We start from the raw sequence: 24577 nt of genomic DNA on the forward strand, positions 1-24577 counted from the left end.
CTCACAGTTTCCAGGTAAAGCCCAGCAGCGTTTGCCAGCCGGCGGTGTGGCTGCCGGTGTTTTCCGCCGCCCAGCGGCTGCCGGCGCCGACATCCAGCGTCCAGCGCTGTCCCAGCGGATGCGACATCACCAGCAGCAGATTGCTCTGCTCCAGCTGCCAGCCGGCGCCGTCGTCGCTGTGGCCCAGCGACAGCCGGCGCGTCTGGTTGGCCAGGCTGGCCCAGCCCAGCAGGCTGAACTTCTGGCCGCGCCAGTCGAAGAGCGGCGCGTCCAGGCTGGCCACCAGCAGGTGGCCGGGGTGCTGGTCGCCGATGCGGTCGGCGTAGCCGAAGGACAGGCTGCCGTCCTTGGGCAGGTCGAAGCCGTAGCGGGCCACGCCCATGCTTTGCGACACGCCGCCGCCCAGGCTCCAGATCGGCTCGCTGGCCACGCCCAGCGACACCCAGCCGGCCGGCGCCGGCAGCGCCCAGCCGCCTTCGCCGTCCTGGATGTACAGCGCGCCGAAGCGGGTGCGGTATTGCATGTCCACGCTGGGCTGCAGCCGGGACGAGTTGCCGTAGCTGGTCTGCCGCGTCATCAGCTCGGTGCTGATCGACAGGTCGAGGTCCTTGCCGTCGTCGGCGCGGCAGGGCAGGGTGGCCAGCAGCGCGCAGGCTGCGGCCAGGAATTTCATCAGGCTCATCAAGTCTCCCGTTAACGGGCCCTAGTCTACGCTTTCCGGCTGCATCTGTTGCAGCAGGTAGAGGCGCTGGTAGATGCCGCCTTGCAGCATCAGCTCTTCGTGCGTGCCGGTTTCGGCGATGCGGCCATGGTTCAGCACCACGATGCGGTCGGCGTCGCGGATGGTGGACAGGCGGTGGGCGATGGAGATCAGCGTGATCTTGCCGGCCAGCCGGCTCAGCGCCTGCTGCACCAGCTGCTCGGTGGCGCTGTCGATGTGCGAGGTGGCTTCGTCTAGCAGCAGGATGCGCGGCTGGCCGGCCAGCGCGCGGGCGATGGCGATCAGCTGCTTCTGGCCGCTGGACAGCCGCGCGCCGCTTTCGCCCATATTGCTGTCGTAGCCGTTCTCCAGCGACAGGATCAGCTCGTGCACGCCGGCGGCGCGGGCGGCGGTTTCGATTTCCTGCTGGCTGAGGCTGCGGCCCATGTCTATGTTGTCGCGGGCGCTGGACGCCAGCAGGAACGGGTCTTGCGGCACCAGGCCGATGCCGGCGCGGAAGGCGGCGTCGCCTATCTCGTCCAGCGGTTGGCCATCTATGGTGATTTCGCCCTGCTGCGGCTGGTAGAAGCGCAGCAGTAGCGACAATAGCGTCGACTTGCCGCTGCCGGTGTGGCCGACGATGCCGATGAAGCTGCCGGCCGGGATGTCCAGCGACAGCTCGTGCAGTACCGGATGGTCGGGCTGGTAGCCGAAGCGCAGTCGGCTGAAGCTCACCGCGCCGGCGCCGATCCGGCCTTTTTCTTCCGGCATGGCGGCCAGCGGCTCCTGCAGCAGCTGGCTGACTCGCGAGGCGGCCACCACCGCCTGCTGCAGCTGGCCGAACTGCAGTGTGATCTGGATCAGCGGCTCCACCACCCGGCCGATGTAGCCGACAAAGGCGTACAGCACGCCAATTTCCATGCCGCCCAGCTCGCGCAGGCCAAAGCTGTAGATCACCACCGTCAGCAGCAACACGTTGAGCAGGTCCAGCGCCGGGCGCAGCAGCCAGGCGTTGGCGGTGAGTTCGCGCAGGCGGGCGCGGTAGTAGCGCTGGTTGACGTCGTCGAAGCGCTGGACGAAGCGGCCTTCGGCGTTGCTGGCCTGCAGCACGCCGATGCCGGCGATGGATTCCGCCATCTGGGCGTTGATGTCGCTGCGCAACGCGCGGGCGCGCGCCACCGACGGCGCGCTCAGCCGCTGGTACAGCCAGACGATGGCGAAGGTGGCTGGAAACAGCAGCAAGGAAACCAGCATCAGCCGCCAATCCAGCCAAGCCATCGCCGCCAGCGCGCCCAGCACCACGATGCTGCTGTTGAGGATAACGAACAGCGCCTGCACGTACAGCGCCTTGACCGACTCGGTATCGTTGGTGACGCGGCTGACCAGCTGGCCGGTGATGGCCTTGTCGAAGAAGGGCATCGGCAGGCGGATCACATGGCGGTACACCTGCTCGCGCAGGCGCAGCACCGAACGCATCGCCACGCCGGCCAGCCGCGTCAGCTGCAGGTAGCGCAGCGCTGCGGCGGCCAGGCCCAGCAGCAGCACGGTCGCCAGCAGGCCGCTCATCGCCGGCAAGTCCAGCTGGCGCGGCAGCAGGTAGCTGTCGATGAATATCTTGCCCAGCAGCGGCCCGGCGGCCTCCAGCAAGGCGGCGATCAATAACCAGAAGGCGCCCAGCTTCAGATGGCGCAGGTCGGGGCGGGCGGCTTCGCGCAGCAGTTGCAGCGCGTCGCTGCGGTTCACGGGATTGGCGTCAGATTTCATCCAGGCTGGCCTCCAGTTGTTGATAGCGCCACTGGCTGGCGTACCAGCCGTTTTGCGCCAGGAGGGCGTCATGGCTGCCCTGTTCGCTGATGTGGCCGTTTTGCAGCACCACGATATGGTGGGCGTCGGCCACCGCCGACAAGCGGTGGCTGACGATGATCACGCCGCGGCCCTGCCGGGCGGCGCGCAGGTGCTGCAGAATCTGGCTTTCGGTCTGGGTGTCCACCGCGGACAGCGCGTCGTCCAGCAGCAGCAGCGGCGCGTCGGCCAGCAGCGCGCGGGCGATGGCCAGGCGTTGGCGTTGGCCGCCGGACAGCGCCACGCCCTTCTCGCCTACCGGCGTGGCGTAGCCCAGCGGCAGGCGCAGGATGTCGTCGTGCACCGCCGCCAGCCGCGCCACGCGCTCGATGTCTTCCTGGCCGGCTTCCGGCCGCGCCAACGCGATGTTTTCCGCCACGCTGGCGGAAAACAGGAAAGCTTCCTGCGGCACCCAGCTGATGGAGCCGCGCAGCGTGGCCAGCGTGTAGTCGGCGACGTCGCCGCCGTTCCAGCGGATGGCGCCCTGCTGCAGCGGGTATTGCCGCATCAGCAATTTCAGCAGCGTGGATTTGCCGCTGCCGGTGGGGCCGACCACGCCCAGCGTGTGGCCCACCGGCAGCCGGATGTCCAACTGGCGCAGCGCCGGCTGGGCATCGCCCGGGTAATGGAAGGTGAGCTGGTCGAAGGCCAGCAGGCCCGGCGACAGCTGTGCAGCCTCGCCCAGGTCGGGTACCGAGGGTTCGGCGTCCAGCACCGGTTGCAGCCGCTGCCAGGCGGCGCTGCCGCGCTGCAGCAGCGACAATACCCAGCCGGCGGCGAACATCGGCCAGATCAGCTGCACCAGATACATGCTGAAGCTGGTGAGCGCGCCTATGCTCAGTTGGCCGTGCCATACCAGATAGCCGCCGACGGCCAGCGTGATCACGGTGGCGCTCACCAGGGTGGCGCCCACCACCGGCTCGAAGGCGGCTTCCCAGCGCTGCGCCTCGAAGCTGTGGTCGGAGGCCTCCGCCGCCAGCCGCGACAGCTCGGCGTCGTTGCTCGCCTCCAGGCCCAGCGCGCGCAGGGTGCGCACGCCGGTGAGGGTTTCTTGCACATGGTCGTTGAGCTGGCCGAAGCTGGTGAGCGCCCGGCCCCAGGACTGGTGGATGTGTTCGGAGATGCGGGCGAAGCCCAGCGCCATCAGCGGGAAGGGCAGCAGCGCCGCCAGCGCCAGCTTCCAGTCCACGCCCAGCGTCATCATCGCCAGCACCAGCACCAGAGTGAGCATGCCGTCGAAACCGGCCAGCATCGCTTCGCCTGCGGCCATCTCCACCGAATCGATGTCGTTGGTGGCGCGCGCCATCAGGTCGCCGGTGCGCTGCTGCTGGAAAAAGCCCGGCCCCTGGCGCGATAGCTGGCGGTACAGCCGGGTGCGCAGCTCCACGCCCAGCTGGTAGGAGGTGGAAAACAGCTGCAGTCGCCAGCCCACCCGCAGGAAATAGATGGCCAGGCCCATGCCCAGCAGCTTGGCCAGTTCCCATAGCAGCGCTTCGCCGCCCAGCTTGCGGGCCACCAGCGCGTCGACGATATGGCCCACTTCGCGCGGGATCATCACGGTTAGCGCCGCCACCGCGGCCAGCATCAGCGCGGCCAGCAGGTAGGAGCGCATATGGCGCCGGACGAAGGAAAACAGCAGGCGGGAAAGATTCATGGGCGGGTCTTGGTTGGGGCTGGCGGTTTTAGAGTGCACATTCTAAGCAAAGGCCATTGTCATTGCCAGCCAGGGATTGTGACTAGTGCAGGTAGATTCCATGACGCGGCGGCGGCGCCACTTCCAGCGGCAGGCCCTGCATCTCGCGCAGCGACGATTCGATGCCGTGGCACAGGGTGGAGAGCGGCAGGTCGTTGCCCACGGTGCCGAACGGTTCTTCCAACTCCTCGGCTATCTGCTCCAGCGCGAAATAGGTGTAGGCGATGAACACCGCGATCGGCGGCGTCAGCCAGCCTATGCTGCTAACCAGCCCGGCCGGCAGCAGCAGGCAGTACAGGGTGACGGTGCGGTTGAGCAGCACCCGGTAGGTAAAGGGGATGGGGGTGCCGGCGATGCGTTCGCAGCCGCCGAGGATTTCCGACAGCGTGTTCAGGTTGCGGTCCAGCGCGTGCCACTGCAACTCGCTGAGCTTGCCCTCGCGCTGCATCCGTTGCGCCTGTTCGCCCAGCCACAGCAGGATCAGCGCCGGGCGGAAGCGGCCGGCGGCGATGGTCTGGTTGACTTCCGGGGGCAGCAGCCGTGCCAGGTGGGCATCGGCCGGCTCGCCCCGCAGTTGCGCCTTGAGCGCGTAGGCGAAGGCGCAGCAGCCATCGACGAACCGCCGGCTGTCGGCGCCGCGGCCGGCCAGCGAGATCATTTGCCGCGCCAGCGAGCGGCTGGTGATGACCAGGCTGCCCCACAGCTTGCGCGCCTCCCAGAAGCGGTCGTAGCTGACCGAGTTGCGAAAGCCCAGGAAGATGGCCAGCGACACGCCCAGCAGGGTGAAGGTGGGGATGCTCAGCGACGAGTCGGCCAGGCTGTGCAGCCACCAGTGGCGGATGGCGGATGCGATGACCGCCAGTGCGAAAACCAGCAACAGCCGCGGCAGGATGCGCGGCAGCACCGAGCCGTGCCAGACGAACAGCAGGCGGAACCACGAGGGGATGTTGCGGACTATCATGGCGCGGCGGCATCAGACGGAGATGCTGAATGGTACACAAATATCCGCGTATTGACTGTGTCTATCCGCCGTCGGCGGCCGATGGCGCCGGCAGGGTCAGCGGCTGGTTGATCAGGCCGGTGTTCTCGTCGCGGCTGTCTTCGCTCAACCGCCATTGCAGTACGCGGCCATTGCGGTCGAATAGCACCACCAGTTCCTTGATCTGATGGTTCTGCGCGCGCAGCCAGATGCCCAGATCGGTGAAGTTCTGCGCCTTGGGCGTGTATTTGTCGGAGCGGTAAACCCACAGCTCGCGGCCATTGCCGAAGGGTATGCTGTCGTCCGGCTTGCCCAGCAGCGCCTGCAGCGGCTGGCGGCCGGCCGGCTCTCGGCTCAGCAGGGCGGTGATTTTGGCGCCGTCGGTATCCTGCAGCTTGCCGTTGCCCACGGTGGCGCAGGCGCTCAGGCCGAGCAGCATCGCGCAGGCCAGCGCGCATCTGCGGCGGGTAGTGGCGGCGCGGCGGAAAATCGTCGTCATGATTTGGCCATATTGTCGAAAATCACCAGCGTGTCATCCGGCCAGTCGGCGGAGTCCAGCGGCAGCGAATACAGGTATTCGCGCGGGTATTGCCAGGCGAAGAAGGGGCTGGGTTGCAGCACGCTGCCGTACAGCCAGACGGCGGGCAGGGTGAGCCGTTGTTCGCCGTGCGCCAGCTGGATGGAAAATACCGGCTGATCGGCGATGAACAGGTAGTGGAAGGGCTTGGTCTGATAAGGGCTCTTTTCCACCTGCAGCCGGCTGAATTGGTTCAACTGGTCAAGCAGCGCCAGCGATGCGCCGCGCAGGCAGTCCTCCATTTCCTCCAGGCAGTTGGCCTTGCGGTTCTTGGGCTGGCAGCTGTCGTGGTCGCCCAACTGGTTGAGTCCGCTTTTCAGGTCCACCAGACATTCCAGCCGCAGGTCGCCCAGGCGGCGACTTCCTGGCGGCAGGCCCTGGGTGCGGATGTCCGGCCGCCAGGCGAGCTGTGCGGCAGGCCCGCGCGGGATGGCCACAATGCTTTGCCCGGCGGACAAGCCGGTGGGGTTGAAGCTGGAGTCTTGTCCCAGCTGCAGCATGGTTCTGCCGGCGGAGCCCTTCATCCACAAAGACACTTCCACGGCGGCGCCGTGTCCGCCGGCCGCCAGCACCCGGTAGCGCAGGCTGGCTTTGGGCGCCAGCTGGCGCTGCTGCTCGAAAACCGTCACGCCGTGGCTGAAGACGGCGGTGGGACGGGTGAAGCTGTCGGCAATGGCGGCGGTGGCGGGTATGGCGGACAACACGAGCGCCAGACCCGCGATGGCGAACCGAGCGCCGGCTGCGGCAAGGAATTTCACGCTGACTCCCTGGGAAATTTTATAGCATCGTCATTTTATGTCGGCAATCATACCACACCGAAAATGGCCGAAGTGCAAGCAGGAAGGCAGACCGCGGCCGAGTTCCGCTAAAGCACTCCCTGCGTATTGCAATAAACATGCATGGCCGGTTATTTTGATCTGGCCGAAAATAACCTCGTCATTGTATTTGATGGTTTTGATTGCCAATTCATTTGCCGGATTGGAAAAATGTAAAACCGCTATTACAAGGTTTGATTCACCGCCTGCGCTGGTTTATAGTCTGCGCCATCATTGATAAAGCAAAGGTTCATCGTGCACAACGACGACAGTAGTCGATCTACGATTGCAATGTCGCTTTGCCGGATTCCGCAGAACTGATTTTCTCTGCCGCGTCCTGCAAAGCCAGGATGTGGTTGCCCAGGGCCGTTTCAGGCTTGCCCGCTTCCCCTCCAGTATTCCGCCCATACGGGCCCGCCATGCGCGTCAGCGCATGCTTGATCGATCCGCCATTCCTTGTCGTTTTGCATCAAACCAGCATGCCTTCGGGCTGCTGTCCATCATTCCGCCACACGGAGGCTGTCATGCCCGAAGAGCCAGAACCTCGACCGTGCCGGCCGGCGCGCCTACGCGACTGATCCCGCCCGGATGGCGGGGCCGCCCAGCGCGCCGCCGACACCGCATTTGAATAGCCTGCCCGATTTTTCTTATTGCCCGTTTTGAATCTGGATTCAATGCGCCGATAAAGCGGGTTATTCCATACCTTAATTGCCCGTTTTAAAAATCGGAATGCAATGGCATCGCCTTTTATTTGCCAAGGCGGTGTGGCCGGCTGCGCCTGACGACTTGCGCCGTCGCGCCTCGCCATTTCTTCCCGGCGCGTCCGCCGATATGGACGTGCCGCCCGCTTCAGCAGAGGACGCCGTAATGAATCAAGAACAACTGCAAGTTTCGCTCCGCGCCCAGCTGCGCGCTTTTGACGGCGACGCCTTCGACCGCCTGACCCGCGCGTTGCCGCTGGCCGACGTGGTGGAAGCGCTGATGGCGCATCCGCCGGAGGCGGTGTCCAGCCTGTTGCAGGCGATGCGGCCCAAACTGGCGGCCGAGGTGCTGGCTCTGCTGCCGTCGGAGAGCCAGGACGAACTGCTGCAACGGCTGCCGCAGCAGGTGGTGGTGGCGATATTCGAGCGCCTGCCGTCCGACGTGCGCGCCGACCTCTACAAACGGCTGGGCCAGACCGCGCAAAGCCGGCTGTTGCTGGCTTTGGGCCAGATGGTGCGCGACGACATCCTCAAGCTGTCCAGCTATGGAGAAGACACGGTGGGATCGGTCACCAGCTCCGACTACGCCGCCATCGCCCCGCAACTGACGGTGGCGGAGGCATTGGCCGCGCTGCGTGCCGGCGCGCAGGACACGCGGCAGATAGAAGTGATCTACATCCTGGGCCACGAGCACCAGCTGTTGGGCACCTTGACCTTGCGCGAGCTGGTGCTCTCCCCGCTGGAGGCTAATGTTTCCGAGCTGATGCAGCACAATCCGGTACATGCCGAGGCCGGCTGGGCGCGCCACCGCGCCGCCGACATGATCCGCCACTACGAATTGCTGGCGCTGCCGGTGCTGGACGACGCCCGCCGCATGATAGGCATCGTCGCGATAGACGACGCTATGGATATCGAACGCGAGGACGACACCGGCCGGCTGGCGAGCTTCGGCGGCGCCGCGCCGCTGGACCGGGGCAATCTGGACGTGGTGAATTCCAGCATCAGGCGCATGTTCTCGGTGCGGGTGTTCTGGTTGCTGATCCTGACGGTGTTCGGCGCCATCACCAGCACCTTTGTCGCCCACCAGGCAGAACTGCTGAGCAATGCGGTGATCCTGGCCGCCTTCATCGCTCCCATCGTGGACATGGGCGGCAACGCCGGCAGCCAGTCGGCCACCCTGGTGATCCGCTCGATGGCGCTGGGCCAGCTCAAGCTGCGTTGGCAGGACGTGTGGTTCATCATCAAGCGCGAGCTGCCGGTGGCGGCGGCGCTGGGTGTGGCGGTGGCGGTGCTGGACATGGTGCTGTCGCATTTCAGCAAGGGCGTGGGTGGCGACATTCTGCTGGTGGTGGGCCTGAGCATGATGCTGTGCACGCTGGCCGGCGGCGTCATCGGCGCGCTGCTGCCCTTCCTGGCCAAGCGCCTGGGCACCGACCCGGCCACGCTGAGTTCGCCCTTGATCACTTCCATCATGGACATGCTGGGGGTGTTCATCTACTTCGGCCTGGCCTACGCCTTCCTGGGCCATCTGCTGGCCTGACCCGCCGCGCGCAGCGGGTCATCCCAGGCCGGGATGGCCTGTCTTCCGCGCTCAACTCCACTTGAGCGCGCCCTTTTTCCATTCGTAGACAAAGCCTATGGTGAGGATGCCTAGAAACACCGCCATCGCGCCCAGGCCGAACAGGCCCAGCTCATCCTTCAGCGTGACTGCCCACGGAATCATGAACGCCACTTCCAGATCGAACAGGATGAACAGGATGGCCACCAGGTAGTAGCGGACGTCAAAGCGCATCCGCGCGTCTTCAAAGGCAGAGAAGCCGCATTCGTAGGACGAGAGCTTTTCCGGGTCCGGCCGGTTGGGGGACAGCAGCTTGCCCAGCAGCAGCGGCAGCACGCCCACCAAAAGCCCGACCAAGATGAATAACAAGATGGGAAAGTAGTTCTGCAGCATGTTTCTGTCTACTCCTGTGCAGGGGGTGGAACAGGAATAGACCGCCGCAGCTTATCAAGTGCCGGCGGAAACGGTAAAAGTTTGGTAAAAACGCAGCCGTAATAACAAAGGCCATCCGCTGGATGGCCTGAGTTGATGTTGTCGCGCGCTGGGCGCTGGCAATCTGGCGTCGCAACCTGTTGCCGTCTCGCAGTGTGGCCGTCGCCGGGGTCCTGGCCTAAGGCGCGGTCGGGTGGAAGCTGCGGATGGTTGAAAGGCTGCGGCGCGAGCAAACGATATTCTGGATCGAATGGTGCGCCTGGGTTTGCCGCTATTTATCTCCTCGCGGTGAGATTATCGGAGCTGCTGGCTTTATATCGGTCTTTTATAGCTGGCCTAAATAGCTGTTTTCATTATTTTTTGTTACGGCTGGTACGGTTCTTGTTTGGCGAGGGGCGGTATGGCGGATGCGCGCGCGTGGCTGCTTGCCCGCCGCGGCGAAAGGCCATGCCCGCCGGTCCAGGTTTACAGCACCTTCCTTATTTGGCGGCAAGCCTGATCTAGTTGCTCCTGCAGCGGTTCCAGCAGGCAAGCCAGCCGGCTGGCCTGAACCGCTTTCTCATCGGCGTGGCTCCGCAGCCGCTGGCCAGCGCCTTCACGCCATCGTCGAGTACGTCGCCCAGCGCATCATGCAGATCCAGCAATTGCCGCGCCGTGTTTTCCAGCTTGGGCTGGGGCGCTTGCGCGCAATTCAGGCGCAGCGATTGCAGCTGTTGCTGGATATGGGCCAGGGTAAGGTGGGCGTCGGGAGGAGCGTTGAGCTTGGCCCGGCTGCTGAGGATATTTTGGGGGATGGGGAAAAGCAGGGATGAAGCGAGGCGCTGCATAGCGAGGCCTCCTGTGTGAGTTAGGCCAGCTGCCCCGCTACTAATCGGGGGTAGCAGGCGCATGGCAGGGTTAGCAGACCGGACACCGGACCGGCAGCCTGTAGGCTTCCCACCTCGGCGCGCCATGGTAAAAGGCGCACGCATGGCGTGAAGGCATGATCGCTGGCGCGATGGTGCCCACCTGTGTCTTCAGGCTGCTAAACCCGGTGCCGCTATTGAACAGCACAGGAAGATTGTGGGGGGAAGGCGGGTAGGGGAGTCAACCAAAGGAAGGGTACCTTGGGTTGATGGGGCTTTTGGAAATTGCCGGTAACCGGTTTAGCATGCTGGTAACCGTGATGCGCATCTAGAGAATTGGGGGCATATTGCTAAAAGTTGAGTGATGCGATAACACCTCATAATTATTGCAATAGTCAAATCATTGGCTGTTTAAAATAATTTAGCTAGGCATGCGAAGCGGTATTAGACCGTATGCCGTTGCACGCTCTAATAATTGACTTGTCGTGTTTACATCGAATTTTACATACAGTCTATCGCTAATTGCTGTTTGCACTGCTCGAATTGAGATATCCTTGTCATGAATTATAGACAATATTCTTGCTATCTCTTTGGGTGACTTATAGATGGAAAGATAATAAATAATCTCTTGCTCTCGATTGCTCAGGCTGATTTGCTCTCTATTTATTCTGTCACTTTTCTGATTTAAACCAAGACGTTGATCCAGGATAGAAAGCTTAGTGTGCTGCGCTTCGTTCATGAATTTGTCAACCAAATCAGCTAACTGCAAATGTAGTCTGTCAATACTTCTCTCGCGCTCTATCTCCTGCAACCGCCGCTCAATTGTTACATCCTTACAGAAGCCCACAAGTCCCACGATCTCGCCATCTCGCATGAGGGGATGCTTGATGGTTTCAGACCAAACGACCTCACCGTCTCCAGACGGAATCTGTTCCAACCTTGATACCGTTTGTCCTGCTTCTAAGACTTGCCTATCATCTCTCTCGAATAACTCCCAATTGCGTGCCCAAGGTAGATTGATATCACGTTTTTCAAGAAGGCTATTGATATCTTCGATATCAACCATGTCTAAAAACTTCTGATTACAGCCCATGAAGTATCGTTCAGCATTCTTCCAGAATGTAGGAACCGGGCTATAGTTTATGATCTGAAAGTACTTGTCTGTCTTGTCCATACCGCTTTCCAATATCTGCATCTTTAATCCAGGCGACAAAGGCATTTACTTCGTCCCCACCTTCGTCCGGTGCCCAATCGGCAAATGTTCGATCCGCCTCCGGGCGCCCGTAAATAAAATTACAGTTTCGTATCTCAAGATACGCACAGTCAGACAGGGGGACATAACTGTGATACTGATTGCGTTGTATCTCTATCACGCGATTGCTGCACTGACTCATTTCAAATTTATTCAATATCTTACCTGAGTCATCGAAGATGATGACAAGCATTTCTCCCGATATCCAAGTAACCAGTTCCCATTGGTTATCACTTTCATGCTTATGCGGTTTGATGTAGGAGTCCGATGCCATGCAGTTTACGAAACGCTGTGGAATCTCGTCGTAGCTGTTGTGAACGAGTATCGGGATGCGCTTCCGAGGCGCCCTTTTGCTTTCTTCTATTACAGCTTTGATGTAGTCATTGCTGATAAGTTTAGATTGAATTGGCTGCATGCGAATTGTTCTTTCTAGAACTATTTGGGGCGATACTCTTAAAATATCATACTTTTATGCCATTGGGAACAGTTGTTATTGCGTCATAAAGTTTTTTAAAACCATATAAAATTCCGCCATCTTTGCTCATTGGAATTTTTTGCCATGAATCCAGAAGAATATGCGCATAAACACCCTTCCTGTGTAGGACTGTTGTCTTTCAAGAATTTGTTCGCGCAAGTGGTCTCGCAGCATGTTTCATCATTGCCCGATGACGAACTGTGCCAGCTTGATGCGTGTGAGCGGAAGCATGGCAAGATCTCAGATATGGTCTGCATAGATGAGGTGTCGGTTAGCGATATGCTTGCATCGCCCTTTTATCAGCCAAGAGCTGCTGTTATCGCCTACATCAACCGTAAACCAGTGCTCTATTACACAGGGGCCGGTATCTACCAGTGGAGCGATACGCTCGATAAAGAATGCTTGAGCTACTGGATAAGCTACCCGGAGCTGCCACCTGGCTGGGAACTTAACTAAAATGGTACTCGAATTTTCGCGGGTGAGGAGTCTTAGGCTGGTGAGTGAGGAGGACTGCAATGATACGGTTGTGTTGTTCACCAGTTGCATTAAGCCCCAAGAACTAGATGGTGTGGATATTGACTGTTACAAGGTTAGTAAAGCAGATATGGCATTGATCCGTGATGCTTTTAAGAGATAATAAGAAGAAGTGTGAGGAATAGAAGCCCGCGTAAGCGGGCTTTGTTTTTATTCTTGACTATCTTGTTTTTAACCCCTGCCTTGCTGCTGGATGAGGCCCGCCCGACGTCCCCCGGTATTGAGTAGCATGTGACTTTAGAGTCCAATCCACCGGATCAAAATGGACAACAAAAAAACCGCAAAGCCTTGTGCTGTGCGGGTTTTCTGGTACTTCACGGACTCTCTCGGAGTTGTCGCTGGTGCAAGGCGCTTCTGCCGGTTAACGGTCGCAATTCCTTCAGCAGCTCCAGAGCCTGGCGTGATAGCGGTACAAGGTGAGGCTCGCGCATCTTCATGCGCTCGGCCGGGATGCGCCATTCCGCGCGCTCTTCGTCAAATTCTTCCCAGCGCGCGGCGCGCAGTTCGCCAGGACGGACAAAGGTCAGCATCAGTAGATGCATGGCAATGCGGGTCGGGGTATAGAGTTGTTCGGCCGCCAAACGGCGGTAGAACTCGCGCAGCTCGCCGCGTGGCAGTGCTGGGCGGTGTTCTACCTTCTTTGCGCGTATCGCCCCTACTAGGTTGACTGCAGGGTTATCCGTGGCCCTGCCTGTTTGGATGGCAAAGCGGATGATGGCGCTGATGCGCTGCAAAACCCGTTGCGCGGTTTCGACTGCGCCGCGCTTTTCGATTTTGAGGATGGTGTTCAGGATGAGAGGGGCGGTCAGATCGGGTACGGGTAGCTTGCCCAGGTCGGGGAAGGCGTCAATTTCCAGCGAATCCAGCACCCGCCGCGCATGATCTGGCGTCCAGCGGTCGAGCTGCTTCTCATGCCATTCTCTGGCGACCAGCTCGAAAGCGTTGGTTGCCGCGATCTGGGCGACAACCTTGGCTTCTTTCTTGGCCTGGCTGGGATTGATGCCTTGGGCGAGCTGTACGCGCGCTTCATGGGCTTTCTGGCGCGCATCGCTCAGGCTGACGGCGGGGTATTTGCCCAGGGCGAGGATGCCGGCCTTGCCTTGAAAGCGAAAACGGAAGCGCCAGAGCTTGCCGCCGGATGGGGACACTTCGAGATAGAGGCTTTCGCCGTCGGCGAGTTGATAGGGCTTGTCTTGAGGCTTGGCTTGCCGGATGGCAAGGTCGGTCAGGGCCATGTGCATAGATTCCTGTGTATAGATTCGCTCTTGGTGGCGATGGGCGCGCAGCCTTGAGCTGCGGGCCTCTGAGGAGGGTGTGTATAGATTTTAGCCCTGCGTTGGCATCTATACACGGTTCTATACACAAAAATGCTGGATCTGGCCGGATGAGTCCGGACGGAAATAGACAACAAAAAACCCGCAAAGCCTTGTGCTGTGCGGGTTTCCTGGTACTTCTCGGACTCTCTTGGAGTGATCGCTGGTCAGAGTCTCTCTCGAAAACGTCATTCAATTCATTGAAACTATTGAAGTATTTTTTATTTTAAAAATTAAATACCAACAAATGTACCAACATTGATGCGTCTTTGGTCAAAGTCAGCTTGATTGGACTCAAGACGGTGTGAAGGTCGGTAGTCTTTGAAGAGATCGAATTGATTCTCTAATGTATTGAATTTATTTAGTTTAATTTTGTGAAGCCATTTCATCGTTCCGACAGGAATTGAATTGTTATTTCAATCCATTGATATTTAATGTATTTTTCTTTGGTTAAATTTAATAATTCCCCCAGCAATGCCCCCAGTGCTGAATCCTTACCATCTTTCTTTGAGCAGATGGCCGCTACATGACTGGCTGAGCACATGTTGCAAATCAGATGGGGTACAAACCTGATGGTACACGCTCATACTTTGGTGCCCATTTAGTTTTAGGTGCTACCAGTGAGTGCTCTGGTAGCTAAGATTCGATAAGGGCAATATATCTACGACTTTTCTCATTTTGCACTAAGAATATCAATATCAATTGCAATGGGACCGCGGTAGTTAAATGCTAGTGAAAATTCCACTGCCACGCCTCGGTCAATTGAGCTCCAAACCCCATTAACAATGTTCGATGCCTTGAAGAACGTGTGGAATTTTAGTTCAGGTGAGTCAATGAAAGCGTATCCTGCTTCCCTTTTGACGACTGATCCTTCATAGCGCTTAGGGCAATTATTGGGTAGTGCTACTGTATAGTTAGGTTTATCTTTGTTTTCAATATACACACTTCGAAGAGCTTCAAACTCAGCCTTTCCGCGTTTGACATCACCGTAGAGGAGGCACGCCCTGCCATACAACATTCGTGCTTCATAATGAGTGTCGCCATCTGAAAAGCTTCGGCGGAGATATGACAGAATGGAAGTTGCATTTTTTTGCTCGTCTTGCCACATCAATAGCTTAGCGAGGACCAAATTTACTCCGGTGTCGCCTGGTGCTAATAAGATGGTAGACTTGAGTATTTCAATACCTCGCTCAAGGTCACTTGAGGTTGAAAGGGCCTCTGCAAGCACGCGACTAATGGACGTGTTATTCGGATTGTCCTTGTGAAACGATTCAAGTACCAATAGAGCACGAGGATGCTCACCAATACGCCGTAAGAATTCAGAGCGAAGCAGCGTTAAAGGACCATCCCCAGGGCTTCTCTTCAAGCTCTCGTCAATCAAATACGTCAATTCATTTATCACGCGAACAATTGGCTCGTTGGATTCTCTTGATGAATTGTTATCTTGACCAGATGCGTGCTGATTTTTTGAAAAATAATCTTTGATCTCATCGAGCAAAATCTGCCCGTAAAGGTGTTCGGGGTAAGAATTATCACGTCGGCCAATCTGTGCCTTTAGAATTCCTCTTGCTTCCCCTCTATATCGTTCCCTTTCAAGCTGCGTTTTGGCGCTGAGTGCTTTTTTTCTAAGTAGATTTGCCTTCGTGTGCTGGAGGCTGGCATCACGATATCCAGAGTCCTGATTGTGTCTTTCTGCTTCTCGAAGGTATTCGAGGGCAATATCAAGATGTCCCGTCGGATGGTTCAATTCAAGAATTGCACGCTGGTGTGCAATAAAGCCTTGAGGTGCTGAAGTTTCCTGTGCCGCGGCGAATACTTCTAGAGCAAGCTCCTTCTTGTCAAACATCTCGGCAAGCTTCTTCCCTCGGATAAGTTCGAAGAATGCCTTTTTGTCGCTTGAATAGTCCAAATCTATTTTGGATAGCATTCGCACAAGTTGGTGAGCTCGCATTTTTGGGTCTTTAATAGCGAGCGAAAACACCATTCTCGCAATCTCTGAGTGGCGGCTAGAGTAGACGTTGTCGCGATACCTTCTGTCATAATTCGAGCGGATAACTCTGGAAAGAGGTCCATTCAGCATTCTATCGAGTTCAACAATTGGATAGCCGGTGATACGTGATAGTAGTCCAGCACGAACACCAACGCCGCACTGGTGTAGTGTACAGATGTCTAGGTATAGCTGCTGGGCCTCGCGAGGGAGAATATTTTCAAATTCATTGACAATTATCTGCTCGAAAGTGCCTCCATAAGTTAACTCGTGCAAGGCCACAAGTAGCTGATGGTCATAAAATTTTTGAATAAATAATTCACGGTCAGAGAGGCTATATTGCTCGAGATTGCCGAGGACCCGTGCAGTCGCCAGTTTATCTAGAAGTTGAAGGGCTTCATTTCTTTCAAGATCCTGTAATTCGAAGTCCCTTGTAACTCTATTTTGAAGGGCCCGGCCGTAGATGTTTAGCTCGTTGGTCCTAATGCAAGCAACTATGGTGATGGGAATATCGGAATTGAAAATGGATTCAATCAAGATTCTAAAAGAATCCGAGTGCTCTACAATGTCGTCGACGAATACAAAGAGGCGGTCTTGAACAAGTTGTTGCAACTCAATCAGGAGCTTGTTTCGGAGTATGGCACCTTCCCGTAACGAAATGACAAGCGGTGTGTCGAGAAGATCACTTGCTTCTATTGCTATGCGTTTGGCAAGAACTGATTTGCCTGCTCCTGCGTAGCCCTTGATCAAGAAAAGTTTAGGTTTTGTACTGGCTATTGTGTCCAGGACGGCCCGTTCCAATATTGTGTCTGTTATTGCACGCCGAACATCGAAACCAGCATAAATGGGGCCAAAGCTAATATCTAATCCGCAGTAAAAGTCCTTGGCATTTGTAGAGTTGGTACTTGACTTTGTCGGGAGTACATGAATTAGCTCTTCATTTAGATATTGTGCAAGGGCGTCTGAGGGTTTGGCATGTGATGGAATCCATTTTGAGATGGAAAGGCTTTTATTGCTAAAGAGAGATGCTAGCTTTCTATTTGCTTTCGGAATCTCACCATCTATATGAGTGAGGAATCCCGCAAAAGTATTTTGAAAAGGAACTATTCGCCTTTGCAGCCAGTATCTAGTCTGAATTTCGTCAAACGCAATGTCGACATAGAGGTATTGGTCACGATTTTGGCTTGCGTCACCGATGTCAAATAGAATTTCTTTGATGTTTTCATCACTAAGGCTATAGCCGCAGAAGATTATGGGCGACTGCATTGCCCACTCTGTAAAAGTCTTGACGAGATTCTCTCGTCCCTTCTTGAATTTCGCGTACTCGTTTGAGTCGAGCACTATTGTAGTGTTTGGTTCATTGTAGTTGTTGATACATCCATGGAGTTTTAGATACGGAACTGTGTTTTGGGCAGATAAAGCTACCTCCAGGTCATCGCCATCCCGAGTCACTGGCATGAGTTCTTGGAGGCGTTCAGGGCACTGACTATATGCTCGTTCAATGACTAAGTCGTAGTTCGTACTTACGATGGCCTTCCATCTGAAGGTTGGTATCTTGAGATGGAAGTCTGCCGGATTAAGGTTAAGAAACAAATCCCGAATACATTGTTGAACTTTGTTAAGCGAGGCTTCGCTCCGCGCAAAGTCCGCGACCGCCATCAATGAAAGCTTCTTATGTGCACCGCCGAGGAACTTGTCTGATAGAGTGTCCCTTACCGTATCCGCATATATGCGAGTAGGTTTGCCGGAAAGCAAAGCATCATATGATGCTCCTGCACCCAGAAAAAGAATCGCATGGCCGCTTTCTATCGCGGACTTTATCGGGGCTGGTATGTTGCTTGCCATGGCTTTCCTTTTTTATGACAGCCTAGTTTTCAGATTTAGATGAATTATCTCTGCCGATTGGAAACTGCAGTTTTCCACTAGGCCAGCCAGGTACACACACCTAAAATCCCCCCGAAACCGTGGTTTGGACCCTAAGTCATTGTCTTGTAATAGATTTCCATCCACGGTTTGTCCACCACCTCTCTCCCCGATTCCGTGGATGTTCCAGAAACCTCAATAAAATCAATGCCATGAAGGGAAGGGCGAATCCACCATTTCCACAACATGGGCCGGCAAACCCGTGGATTAATTTTTAAGCAGCTCTCTGAAACCGTGGATGGCCTCTTGCTTCCTTTTTCACTGCTTTCCTTCTCTATCTCTTTGTTTTTTATAAAAGAAGAAGAGAAGAAGAGGGGCGGAAGCGTAAAACGGCGATGTGGAAGAATCGGGGCAAACCGTGGAAGTGGGAGGGGAAACCGTGGATTTCAGAGGGCAAACCGTGGATGGGTTGTTCTCAATAATCAATGGCTTAGGTGGTGAATAGGGGCCGATCCACGGAATTTTTTCACATCCTCCCATACCCAATGGCGTGGAAACCGGCGATTTCCGGCCGTTCTCGCTGCCTGTTGCGTGCCAATGTCATATTTCATGTAGGGAAGGGTTTGCTGTTGCGCAGTTTGTACGGGGCAAAGCGTGACAGCCCACACAAGACGGGCTGTCGAGGGGACGGGCTGGTTTGGATTTAGGGCTGGACGTCCGGCGCGGCGTACAGGCCCAGCTTTTCCAGCTGCGCCAGGCTGATGGCGGTCAGATGGCCCTGACGGCGGCCGTGGATGGTCTTCTCGACGCCATCGGCCAGCACCACCGGACTTTGCAGTAGCTGGTTCTTGAATATGCGCCCAGTCTTCACTGGCAGCGCGTCGAACTTGGCGCGCAGATGCGGCGCGGTGGAGAGATGGTCCATCACATGGTTCGGCCGGATGAACAGCGCCATTTCGGTGTGGCCGTCTGCATGCTTGACCCGGTCCCAGCAGTGCGGGTAGTCGTAGCGCCGGGCCTCCAGCTCGGACAGCAGGATTTCCATGATCCACACCCAGGGCAGGCGGCTGCCGTCGGTGTCCACGATGTGGCTGTTCATCTCGGCCAGCAGGTCTTCGATGAAGCTGCCTTGCTGCGGGTCGAGGTCGGCGAACTCGCACAGCAAGGCCCAGCTGCACAGCAGGGCGGCGTAGTTCTCCATCATCCGCCGCGCGGTGGCGTCGCCGGCCGGGGCGCGGCTGTGCCGTTCGCACACGCCCAGGTAGTGGCGATGCAGATCGCGCAGCCGGGCCGGCTCGACGTCAGCCAGGAACTGCAGCCACGGCCACAGCGGAAAGACCGGCAGATCATGCGGAATGATCGCCCCTTGCCGCTCTTTCGACAGGCTGCTGCGGCACAGCTTGGATTGCAGGCTTTGCGCGTCCACCTCTTCGCCGGCCAGCAGCACCGGCGCGCACATCAGGTAAGGCGTCAGGCTGGCGCCGACGCGGGTGAACTCAAAGCGATAGGTCGATTGCAGCAGCGCGTCGATGTCGGACAGCACTGTCTTCGGCAGCTTGGAGAATTCATCCCAGCCCACCGGCTGGGAGGTGAAGGAGACCGACGCCCGCCGGCGGTGGTCGGTCTTCAGCATCTGGCCGGACAGCACCTGAAACGCCAACGTCGTCTGCAGGCTCTCCAGCAGCTTGGACTTGCCCGATCCCTTCTCGGCTTGCATCTGGAAGTGCGGATAGAAGCCCAGCAGGTTTTTCAGATGGGTGCCCAAGCCCCAGACCAGCACGATGGCGGCCGCATTGTCGCGGAAGGTGTCCTGATACGCCTGAATCACCGTCCGCGCCTGCTGCTGCGTGCCGCGTGGGAAGGTCAGGTTGTAATAGAGGCATTGCTTCTGCGGCTCGACGAAATAGCAGTCTTGCCCCTCCTGCGCCGCCAGCGCGCCGGCCTTCCACGACAGGCCGACGAAGTTGACCACATCGCGCGCGCCCAGGTCGGCCGCCCGCTCCATCAGATTGACCAGGCGCTGGAACTGCGCCGGCTTCCAGATCGCGCCGAAACGGCCCTTCCACCATTCCAGGTTGTACAGCTTGTCGTCGGTGGCCACCTCTCGATGCAACACCGTGCCATGGCGCGCCAGTTGGGCGCTGATGCCGAACACCGTTTCCGGCTGATGGTCAGCCGCGCCGCTGATGGTGGCCAGATGGCTCTGAATGCGCAGCCGCGACAGGCTGGCCACGCGGAAGGAACACAGATCGCCCAAGGTTTCCGAGCGCTTGCCGTCGTCGTCGGTCTTGAACTCGTCCACATATTGAGTGAAGTCCTCCTTCACCCGGAAACGCCAATACACCGCGAAGTCATGGCCCGGCAGCTGCACCCGCCGCGTGCCTTCCAGTCGCTCGCCGCCGCCGGGCATGCCGGGCACCAGCCACGGCTCCAGCTTGCGCAAGCGCGCGGTCAGTTCGTCCTTGCCATGGCGCTGCAGCACATCGTTGATGTCCTCGCCTTCGTCCCACTCCTGCATGTCCACCAACAGATGGCCGATGTCGGCGGCAATCAGCTTCTCCGACAAGCGCCAGGCGGCGGCCAGGCCCGGCCGCAAGCCGGTGGCTGGGTTGACCGGGTCGCTGTGGTCCAGCGCCACCAGCACCCGCTTGCCGCGCAAGGCGGTCCAGTCGATGCTGTCCACGTTGCCGACGCCGCGCAGCGCCAGCGCCGCCACATCGGACGACGCGCAGCACTCCACCGACAAGGCATTGATCGGACTTTCCACGATCACCACCATCCGCGCCCGCTTCAGCCGCGCCGGATCGCTGCACCAGCCGTGGCCCTCGCGCTCGCCCTGGCATTGCGCTTTGACGCCGCCGTTCAAGGCCGGATCGGCATAGCGCAGATCCACCGCCGCCAGTCGGCCGCCGCTGCGCACCAGAAAGGCGACGGCCGGGCCGCCGTGGCCGACTTCGCCGGCCGCCACCTTGGCGCTGTGCCAATCGTTCCAGCCCAGCGTCTTGCACTGGATGGCGCGGCGGATCACCGCCTCGTCTATGCCTCGGCCGGTCAGGTAAGCGATGGCCGCATCGGCTTGAGCCAGGCAGCGCTCGGCAATGTAATCGAGGGTGGACTTGCGCGCCGGCGCGGCCCTTTCCTTCATCGCCGGTTTCGGTTGCGGCATGCCGTACCAGTCGCCCAGCAGCCGCGCCGCCGCCAGCGGGGTGTCCAGCTCCGGCCGGCAGAACTGCACCAGGTCGATGCAGCTGCCGCCGGCGTCGCCGCTCCAGTCCTTCCAGCCGCGGCCGTCGGCGAAGATCGACAGCGAGGCGTTGCTGTCCGGGTGATGCGGGCTGTGATAGTTGCCCTTGCCGCCCTGGCGTTTCAGGCCCAGCCGCTCGGCCAGGTCGTGCAAGTCGATGGCGGTCTTGAGCTGGACGAACCACTGGCCCAGCTCGCTGTTTGGAAGGCGGGCATTCATCGCAGACCTTTCAATGACAGAGAAGCGATAGACAAGCCGGTAGCGGCTCGCCCGCGAAGGGAGAGAATCAAAAGCGTGTGCATGGGATTGCCTTAGAGGATTTGGCCGATTTCGGAGCAGGCGTGGACCACCTGCTGTTGCAGCGGGGCCAGCAGGCCGACCACGCGATTGGCCGGCAACGGCCGGTCCTCGGCATGGCGCAGCAGGTCGAGCAGCCCTTGCAGCGTCTCGGTGGTGCCAGACAAGCGGCAGATGCCGCCGGACACCACGTCTTCGACCGATTCGCACAGGCCGGCCAGCTGGGCCACCGGCTCGCGCAAGGCGGCGTACTCCGGCAGGCCGGTCAGCTGTTGCAGGTGGGACAGTTCCCGATGGATGGCGGCCAGCGCCAGCGGGGCGAGGATGGGCAGGGCGCTCATGCGATCACCTCCACGGCGAAGCCAGCGGTAGTGCGATGAAACACGGCGCGTTGACCCTGAGCCACCAGCAAAGTGGCGAGCGCGCGCGCTTCGGCTTCGTTGGGCAGGGTGGAAATCGGGCGGGTAGTGTGCGGAAATAGGGCGCGGAGAGCGCGCAGGGTGATGCCAGGCATGGGGTGCCTCCTTAGTGAGATTCGACCCACCATCCCGAGACCAATCGGGGGTGGCAGGCATATGGCGGGATTGGTCTACCGGCACTAAGGAACCGGCGCGTGCAAGCACGCTCCCACCACTGCCCGCCATAAAAAGAGACGCACCAATGGTGTGAAACGGACGTAAAAAATGCCGCAATAGGCGGCTGTCCGCCTTAGTGTTCAGGAGACCAATCCCGGTCGCGCTATTGAACACGACGGGGTAATGGTGCGGGAATCGGGCGGGGCTGTCAAGCATGTGATTCACATATTGGATTTGAGCGGTGCATTTCATACGGATATAATGGGCGTTAGATGGTTTGAATTATGGTGATGGAATCAAGGCCCTGGCAGGGGCCTTTTTTATTTTGGAGTGGCAATGGCAGGTGCATTTAGTTTTGTGGTGTGTCCGAAGTGCGGCGAAAAGGGAACGGCTAAAGTCAGAAGTAGTCGCCAGATAACCAAAAACTTTACCGAGTACTATTTGCGGTGCAGCCACTGCGATGGAAAGATCAAAGGGTTTTATTCGGTTGAAAGCCATATCTGGCCAAGCAAATTGTGGGATGAAGACAAAATCCGCAGCGAGTTCAAACCCTGGCAGGTAGTGGAAAACATCTTTGAAATTCATCAGACTTACAAAGCGCGAACCAAGGATGCCAAGGCTGAAATCGCCAGGTTAAAAACCGCGTTGAAGGCGGCTAAAGACGAAGTCGAAAACATAGAGCGAACCTATAATTTATTGCTGGATATTGGCCATGAAGCCAGTGCCAAACAGAGAATCTGAAGCGTCAAAATGGCCCGCCCTAAAGCGGGCCATTTCTTTTACTTCAACACGGTATGGCGGATGCGCCCCTGGCTGGTGGTCAGCGCCAGGGCGGGCGCAGTGGCCAGCCCCGGCAGCTGGCGCAACTGCTCCAGCGGAATCGCCATCCCGCCCTTGATCGGCTGCGCCAAGGTGCGCGGGTCGCCCTCCAGGGTCTTGTACTGGTGGCAGCAGTCGTCATTGCTGCAGTTGTAGTAAATCTCCTTGCTGGTGGCGCTCATCATCCGGCTGGTGCGGACCCGCGACATAGCGCCGCACAGGGGGCAGGGGAAAGCCATCTCGCGTCCTTTAGCAGTCGGTGTGTTGGGGAATGTCGCTCAGCGTGCGCTTGCGGTGGCTGAAGCCCGGCTGGTCGCGCTCGGCGTTGCCGCAGCCCTCGCAGACTTTGCCGGTGTTGCGCTCCACCCGCACCGCCTTGTCGTCCCATAGCTCGATCATGTCGCGGTCCTTGAGGTGGGTGACTTCCAGGCCGGCCAGGCCGTTGCGGCTCAGCCAGTCCTTGACCTTGCCGATCTGGTTCGGGTCGGCGGCGCGGGCGGTAAAAATCCGCACCTCGTAATCCCCCTCATTCAGCCAGGCTTTGACCCGGTTCATCATCGCTTCCACCGGCCGGCCTATCATGCCGAAATTGCCGTGGCTCACTTGCGCCAGCGTGCCGTCCAGATCCACACCAATCCATTTAGTCATCTTGTTCATCCCGGTTCTGTTTATCAGTTATTGGTTAGCGGCTTCCAGCGCCTGGCGACGCTCGGCAAAGGCTGCTTTCTGCTTGTTGTACTTGCAGAGGCTCAGGCCTCGGGCCTCCTCCAGGCCATGCGCCCAGGGCACTACTTGATGGACCGAGTCGGCGTGATGGTCGTACTGGTAGCTCGACAAGCGCCGGGTCAGCTGGGTATTGAATTCCGACAGCGCGGCGGCTTGGGCGCTTTCAAAGCCCAGCTGTCGCCAGGTGGCAAACTGGCCTTCGCGCAGCAAGCCATCCTCATGCATGGCCAGCGCCTTGAGCAGCGGCTCCAGCTGGCTGGCCTGATCCAGCAAGCCGGCGGTGTAGACCTGCAGCGCGTATTGGCGTTTCTCCACATAGTCGCGGCCGATATCCAGCATCGCCAGCGCGGCCTCGTCGCGGTCCAGCTCCAGTTCGGCCAGGAAGGTGCGGTAGTCTTCGGCCTCGCTGTAGGCGGCGCGCTCCTCGGAGCGCAAGTCCTGCATTTGCTTGGAGGGCTGGCCCATCATTTCGCGCAGCAGCGCCCGGGCTTTGCCGCGCAGGGTCTTGGCCTTTTGCTCGGCGTCGTCGGCCGCCTGCTGTTGCTTGGCGAACAGCTCGGCTTTGCTCTGGTGGTCTTGCTGGGCTTGCTGATAGCTGGCGAACAGCTGTTTGCAGATATCCAGTTGTTCGCACAGGTAGGCATTGCGTTTCGGGTCGGTCAGGTGCATGGGAAGGTTCCTTGTGGGTTAGGGTTGACGGGCGGCGATGCGCTCGGACATCCAGCCTTCGATCTCGGAGGACAGCCAGGCCACGCTCTTGCCGCCCAAGGACACCGGGGCCGGGAAGTGGCCGCGCTTGATGGCGTCGTACACCGACGAGCGGGACAGGCCGCAGGTGGTGATGACTTCCGGCAGTCGCAGAAAGCGCAGCGGCTGGGAGGGAGAGGGGGCAACAGCATTCATGTTTGGCGTCCTTGTCGTCTTGTCTGGATAGCAGGGGATGCAGCCGGATACGTCGGTCAGCGGGGCCAGTATCCAGCAAAAAACAAATGCTGTTTTGGGGCGGTGTTGTGTGGGATCGCCACACAACAACGAAACTTTTTGAGCTGAAAAAACGCCGTTTTGGCTATTGACGGGCAGAAAGTTTCGTGAGGCGTTTGATGGGAGGCGAGGGGTGAAAACAGGCAAATGGACGGCGTCGGACGCAGGGGGACGGCGCGGGAAGGATGCGAGCGGATCGAGGAAAAGAAGAAGGAAGGGCTACACGGCCAGGCGCTGGCGGCCGGCGTTGAGACTGCATGCGCAGAGTGCATGAAAACGCATGAGTTTGCAGAGGGGTGCAGACGTGAACAAAGCCCGGTGGCGCGGGCTTTGGGCGGGTTCATGCGGTTGCATGATTAGCGGCACATG

At 58.7% G+C, this 24577-nt stretch carries 22 protein-coding genes; 3 read left to right on the forward strand and 19 right to left on the reverse strand.

What is annotated here, in order from left to right; translation table 11 throughout:
- Window position 1 precedes the first annotated feature (1 nt).
- The 6 genes from BI347_RS02540 to BI347_RS02565 form a co-directional block, all read right to left on the reverse strand.
- Entirely contained in the window at window positions 2-682 is a 681-nt protein-coding gene (locus BI347_RS02540) for a hypothetical protein (protein ID WP_071111370.1), read from the reverse strand.
- Between the two features lie 21 nt (window positions 683-703).
- Window positions 704-2464, reverse strand: a complete 1761-nt coding sequence (locus BI347_RS02545; protein ID WP_071115224.1) for an ABC transporter ATP-binding protein — start codon at window positions 2462-2464, stop codon at window positions 704-706.
- A complete protein-coding gene (locus BI347_RS02550) occupies window positions 2454-4196 on the reverse strand; it encodes an ABC transporter transmembrane domain-containing protein (RefSeq protein WP_071115225.1) in 1743 nt (580 codons plus the stop codon). Before BI347_RS02550 ends, BI347_RS02545 begins: the two co-directional genes overlap by 11 nt.
- An 82-nt stretch (window positions 4197-4278) precedes the next feature.
- A complete protein-coding gene (locus BI347_RS02555; RefSeq protein ID WP_071111367.1) occupies window positions 4279-5196 on the reverse strand; it encodes a bestrophin family protein in 918 nt (305 codons plus the stop codon).
- A 61-nt stretch (window positions 5197-5257) separates the two neighbouring features.
- Entirely contained in the window at window positions 5258-5713 is a 456-nt protein-coding gene (locus BI347_RS02560) for a hypothetical protein (RefSeq protein WP_071111366.1), read from the reverse strand.
- Window positions 5710-6549, reverse strand: coding sequence for a hypothetical protein (locus tag BI347_RS02565; RefSeq protein ID WP_071115226.1), 840 nt, complete (start codon window positions 6547-6549; stop codon window positions 5710-5712). The genes BI347_RS02560 and BI347_RS02565 overlap by 4 nt, the downstream gene beginning before the upstream one ends.
- Window positions 6550-7473: 924 nt before the next feature.
- Between BI347_RS02565 and mgtE the strand changes: the two genes are divergently transcribed.
- Complete coding sequence (gene mgtE / locus BI347_RS02570) at window positions 7474-8847, forward strand: magnesium transporter (RefSeq protein WP_071111364.1); 1374 nt, start codon at window positions 7474-7476, stop codon at window positions 8845-8847.
- Between the two features lie 51 nt (window positions 8848-8898).
- Here the strand turns inward: mgtE and ndhC are convergent, their stop codons facing one another.
- The 4 genes from ndhC to BI347_RS22440 form a co-directional block, all read right to left on the reverse strand.
- Window positions 8899-9258 (reverse strand): NADH-quinone oxidoreductase subunit A, encoded by a 360-nt coding sequence (gene ndhC / locus BI347_RS02575; protein ID WP_071111363.1) that lies wholly within the window; start codon window positions 9256-9258, stop codon window positions 8899-8901.
- 539 nt (window positions 9259-9797) lie between these two features.
- Window positions 9798-10124, reverse strand: coding sequence for a hypothetical protein (locus BI347_RS02580; RefSeq protein ID WP_071111362.1), 327 nt, complete (start codon window positions 10122-10124; stop codon window positions 9798-9800).
- Between the two features lie 439 nt (window positions 10125-10563).
- Entirely contained in the window at window positions 10564-11316 is a 753-nt protein-coding gene (locus BI347_RS02585) for a helix-turn-helix transcriptional regulator (protein ID WP_071111361.1), read from the reverse strand.
- The gene (locus BI347_RS22440) at window positions 11276-11809 is read right to left on the reverse strand and encodes a WbuC family cupin fold metalloprotein (RefSeq protein WP_083338649.1); all 534 of its coding nucleotides are present in this window, start codon (window positions 11807-11809) and stop codon (window positions 11276-11278) included. Before BI347_RS22440 ends, BI347_RS02585 begins: the two co-directional genes overlap by 41 nt.
- 144 nt (window positions 11810-11953) lie before the next feature.
- On the opposite strand from BI347_RS22440, the gene BI347_RS02590 reads away from it, so the two are divergent.
- Window positions 11954-12325 (forward strand): hypothetical protein, encoded by a 372-nt coding sequence (locus BI347_RS02590; RefSeq protein WP_071115227.1) that lies wholly within the window; start codon window positions 11954-11956, stop codon window positions 12323-12325.
- A gap of 392 nt (window positions 12326-12717) precedes the next feature.
- Here BI347_RS02590 and BI347_RS02600 read toward each other — a convergent pair whose 3' ends face one another.
- The 5 genes from BI347_RS02600 to BI347_RS24100 all read right to left on the reverse strand — a co-directional run bounded on the left by BI347_RS02600 (window position 12718) and on the right by BI347_RS24100 (window position 21621).
- Window positions 12718-13638 carry a tyrosine-type recombinase/integrase gene (locus BI347_RS02600; RefSeq protein ID WP_083338650.1) on the reverse strand — a complete coding sequence of 307 codons (921 nt, stop codon included), beginning with the start codon at window positions 13636-13638 and terminating at the stop codon, window positions 12718-12720.
- 751 nt (window positions 13639-14389) lie between these two features.
- Window positions 14390-17548 (reverse strand): SIR2 family protein, encoded by a 3159-nt coding sequence (locus tag BI347_RS22445; protein WP_083338651.1) that lies wholly within the window; start codon window positions 17546-17548, stop codon window positions 14390-14392.
- A gap of 721 nt (window positions 17549-18269) precedes the next feature.
- Window positions 18270-21029 carry a toprim domain-containing protein gene (locus BI347_RS02605; RefSeq protein WP_071115229.1) on the reverse strand — a complete coding sequence of 920 codons (2760 nt, stop codon included), beginning with the start codon at window positions 21027-21029 and terminating at the stop codon, window positions 18270-18272.
- Window positions 21030-21121: 92 nt separating this feature from the next.
- Window positions 21122-21448 (reverse strand): DUF1484 family protein, encoded by a 327-nt coding sequence (locus BI347_RS02610; RefSeq protein WP_071115230.1) that lies wholly within the window; start codon window positions 21446-21448, stop codon window positions 21122-21124.
- A complete protein-coding gene (locus BI347_RS24100; protein WP_167359398.1) occupies window positions 21445-21621 on the reverse strand; it encodes a hypothetical protein in 177 nt (58 codons plus the stop codon). The genes BI347_RS02610 and BI347_RS24100 overlap by 4 nt, the downstream gene beginning before the upstream one ends.
- A 397-nt stretch (window positions 21622-22018) precedes the next feature.
- Between BI347_RS24100 and BI347_RS02615 the strand changes: the two genes are divergently transcribed.
- A complete protein-coding gene (locus BI347_RS02615; protein WP_071115231.1) occupies window positions 22019-22423 on the forward strand; it encodes an ogr/Delta-like zinc finger family protein in 405 nt (134 codons plus the stop codon).
- A gap of 38 nt (window positions 22424-22461) precedes the next feature.
- Here BI347_RS02615 and BI347_RS02620 read toward each other — a convergent pair whose 3' ends face one another.
- The 4 genes from BI347_RS02620 to BI347_RS02635 are packed head-to-tail and all read right to left on the reverse strand — an operon-like array spanning window position 22462 to window position 24130.
- Window positions 22462-22740, reverse strand: coding sequence for an Ogr/Delta-like zinc finger protein (locus tag BI347_RS02620; RefSeq protein WP_083338652.1), 279 nt, complete (start codon window positions 22738-22740; stop codon window positions 22462-22464).
- Between the two features lie 10 nt (window positions 22741-22750).
- The gene (locus BI347_RS02625) at window positions 22751-23149 is read right to left on the reverse strand and encodes a hypothetical protein (protein WP_193431042.1); all 399 of its coding nucleotides are present in this window, start codon (window positions 23147-23149) and stop codon (window positions 22751-22753) included.
- Window positions 23150-23176: 27 nt separating this feature from the next.
- A complete protein-coding gene (locus BI347_RS02630; protein WP_071115234.1) occupies window positions 23177-23896 on the reverse strand; it encodes a hypothetical protein in 720 nt (239 codons plus the stop codon).
- An 18-nt stretch (window positions 23897-23914) separates the two neighbouring features.
- Window positions 23915-24130 carry a helix-turn-helix transcriptional regulator gene (locus tag BI347_RS02635; RefSeq protein WP_071111351.1) on the reverse strand — a complete coding sequence of 72 codons (216 nt, stop codon included), beginning with the start codon at window positions 24128-24130 and terminating at the stop codon, window positions 23915-23917.
- Between the last annotated feature and the right edge of the window lie 447 nt (window positions 24131-24577).

The organism is Chromobacterium sphagni, from assembly GCF_001855575.1.
GTDB classification, from domain to species: Bacteria; Pseudomonadota; Gammaproteobacteria; order Burkholderiales; family Chromobacteriaceae; genus Chromobacterium; species Chromobacterium sphagni.

Bases quoted from the DNA above. Each gene is read 5' to 3' on its own strand.
- BI347_RS02540 (WP_071111370.1), bottom strand. From the start codon at position 682: ATGAGCCTGATGAAATTCCTGGCCGCAGCCTGCGCGCTGCTGGCCACC.
- BI347_RS02545 (WP_071115224.1), bottom strand. From the start codon at position 2,464: ATGAAATCTGACGCCAATCCCGTGAACCGCAGCGACGCGCTGCAACTG.
- BI347_RS02550 (WP_071115225.1), bottom strand. From the start codon at position 4,196: ATGAATCTTTCCCGCCTGCTGTTTTCCTTCGTCCGGCGCCATATGCGC.
- BI347_RS02555 (WP_071111367.1), bottom strand. From the start codon at position 5,196: ATGATAGTCCGCAACATCCCCTCGTGGTTCCGCCTGCTGTTCGTCTGG.
- BI347_RS02560 (WP_071111366.1), bottom strand. From the start codon at position 5,713: ATGACGACGATTTTCCGCCGCGCCGCCACTACCCGCCGCAGATGCGCG.
- mgtE (WP_071111364.1), top strand. From the start codon at position 7,474: ATGAATCAAGAACAACTGCAAGTTTCGCTCCGCGCCCAGCTGCGCGCT.
- ndhC (WP_071111363.1), bottom strand. From the start codon at position 9,258: ATGCTGCAGAACTACTTTCCCATCTTGTTATTCATCTTGGTCGGGCTT.
- BI347_RS02580 (WP_071111362.1), bottom strand. From the start codon at position 10,124: ATGCAGCGCCTCGCTTCATCCCTGCTTTTCCCCATCCCCCAAAATATC.
- BI347_RS02585 (WP_071111361.1), bottom strand. From the start codon at position 11,316: ATGGACAAGACAGACAAGTACTTTCAGATCATAAACTATAGCCCGGTT.
- BI347_RS22440 (WP_083338649.1), bottom strand. From the start codon at position 11,809: ATGCAGCCAATTCAATCTAAACTTATCAGCAATGACTACATCAAAGCT.
- BI347_RS02590 (WP_071115227.1), top strand. From the start codon at position 11,954: ATGAATCCAGAAGAATATGCGCATAAACACCCTTCCTGTGTAGGACTG.
- BI347_RS02600 (WP_083338650.1), bottom strand. From the start codon at position 13,638: ATGGCCCTGACCGACCTTGCCATCCGGCAAGCCAAGCCTCAAGACAAG.
- BI347_RS22445 (WP_083338651.1), bottom strand. From the start codon at position 17,548: ATGGCAAGCAACATACCAGCCCCGATAAAGTCCGCGATAGAAAGCGGC.
- BI347_RS02605 (WP_071115229.1), bottom strand. From the start codon at position 21,029: ATGAATGCCCGCCTTCCAAACAGCGAGCTGGGCCAGTGGTTCGTCCAG.
- BI347_RS02610 (WP_071115230.1), bottom strand. From the start codon at position 21,448: ATGAGCGCCCTGCCCATCCTCGCCCCGCTGGCGCTGGCCGCCATCCAT.
- BI347_RS24100 (WP_167359398.1), bottom strand. From the start codon at position 21,621: ATGCCTGGCATCACCCTGCGCGCTCTCCGCGCCCTATTTCCGCACACT.
- BI347_RS02615 (WP_071115231.1), top strand. From the start codon at position 22,019: ATGGCAGGTGCATTTAGTTTTGTGGTGTGTCCGAAGTGCGGCGAAAAG.
- BI347_RS02620 (WP_083338652.1), bottom strand. From the start codon at position 22,740: ATGGCTTTCCCCTGCCCCCTGTGCGGCGCTATGTCGCGGGTCCGCACC.
- BI347_RS02625 (WP_193431042.1), bottom strand. From the start codon at position 23,149: ATGACTAAATGGATTGGTGTGGATCTGGACGGCACGCTGGCGCAAGTG.
- BI347_RS02630 (WP_071115234.1), bottom strand. From the start codon at position 23,896: ATGCACCTGACCGACCCGAAACGCAATGCCTACCTGTGCGAACAACTG.
- BI347_RS02635 (WP_071111351.1), bottom strand. From the start codon at position 24,130: ATGAATGCTGTTGCCCCCTCTCCCTCCCAGCCGCTGCGCTTTCTGCGA.